Origin of the sequence: Halovenus amylolytica (assembly GCA_004015825.1) — an archaeon.
In the GTDB taxonomy this organism is placed as follows: domain Archaea; phylum Halobacteriota; class Halobacteria; order Halobacteriales; family Haloarculaceae; genus Halovenus; species Halovenus amylolytica.
Window position 1 is genome coordinate 1 of sequence record SAYS01000057.1, and the last position, 1,343, is coordinate 1,343.

1 protein-coding gene is annotated in these 1,343 nt (G+C 59.2%); it reads left to right on the top strand.

Features of this window, described 5'->3' with window-relative positions:
• A partial coding sequence (locus tag EOW68_RS18270) for an ISH3 family transposase (RefSeq protein ID WP_128226581.1) occupies window positions 1-1,128 on the top strand: 1,128 nt, incomplete at its 5' end.
• Between the last annotated feature and the right edge of the window lie 215 nt (window positions 1,129-1,343).

Genomic DNA, 1,343 nt, shown 5'->3' on the forward strand with positions numbered 1-1,343 from the left:
GTGAAAGACATAGCGGAAGAAGTCATTTCTCCACTCCCGTTGCCGGGCGTCGAGGGGAGCCCCCTCGACCCCGGCGACATCTGGCTCGTCGTTATCTTGGCTTGTGTCAACCAGACCTCAGTTTGGGACACCTGCAACGATACCGACGGAACACCGTGCGACGACACCGTTCTGACGTGGTTGCATACCCTCGACCGAGACTGGCTTGAGTTCGTCGCTAATCTCCTGCTCGGACGGCTTGCTATGACGATTCTCGACGCTGATCGGTCGAGAATCGTCTCCATCGATTTCATCGACAACCCTTATCATGGCGAGCACTACGCCAAGGAAGGCGAACTCTGCTCGATGGCTCCCAAAGACGGCACAACCACATGCCACCGCTACTGTACAGCCTACGTCGTCTCCAACGGAAAGCCGGTGACGCTAGCTATGACGTACGTCCGTAACGACGAGGATGAGGCTGACGCGGTCGAGCGCGTGCTCGCCCGCGTCGAGAACTATCCATTCGAGGTCGAACTCCTACTTGCTGATAGCGGCTTCTACAACGAGCGCGTCATCCGCCGCGCTCGTGATATCGCCGCAACGATCGTTCACGTGCCTAAGAAGGGCGAGCGGATGAAGGACAAACTCGATATCCATAAGTCGTACATGACGACCTATCGCATGTACAAGGACTGCGAGCGGGAACTGCGCTTCCCGCTCGCGGTCGCTGTCTCCTATCAGAACGGTGATCGAGGCAAGCACGGCGAGGTTGTTCGTGGCTACGTGGCTTGTGGCGTTACTGATCGCTCAGCGAAGCAGGTCGAACGTCTCTACAGGAAGCGATCAGGTATCGAAACGACCTATCGCTTACTCCGGCAAGCACGCGGGATCACGACGACGCGTGATCCCGTCGTGCGGTTTGCCATCATGCTTGTCGCGGCATTGCTGGAGAACTTGTGGCTGGTTCTCAGGTGGGCGGTCGTCGCCCGCCCGCGGCGGGGCGGGCGCGACCTGCACGAGGAGTTCACGTTCAAGACGTTCTGTGACTGGATTCGTCATGAGCTGGAAGAGGAGTTATGCCGGCGGTGGAAGATCGAAGCGAACGGGGTTGGTGTGCCGGCGTCACAGGCAATGGCCGCGGGCTGACCAGGGTCAGCCCACGGCCTATTCGTTGGGCGGCGAGCGACAGCTGTCGGCAGAGACCGTCGAAGCCCGGGTGAAATCGTCTGTCCGGAGCGGTGAATTGGACTTGTCTCAATCTACGCCGCGGCAGCAACCGAGACTGACCGCCAAATCATACAGAAAGTGACTGTTTCGTGGCGCTCAGGCAGCACTCTCTCGCCTCGTTCGGGAAGTAACGA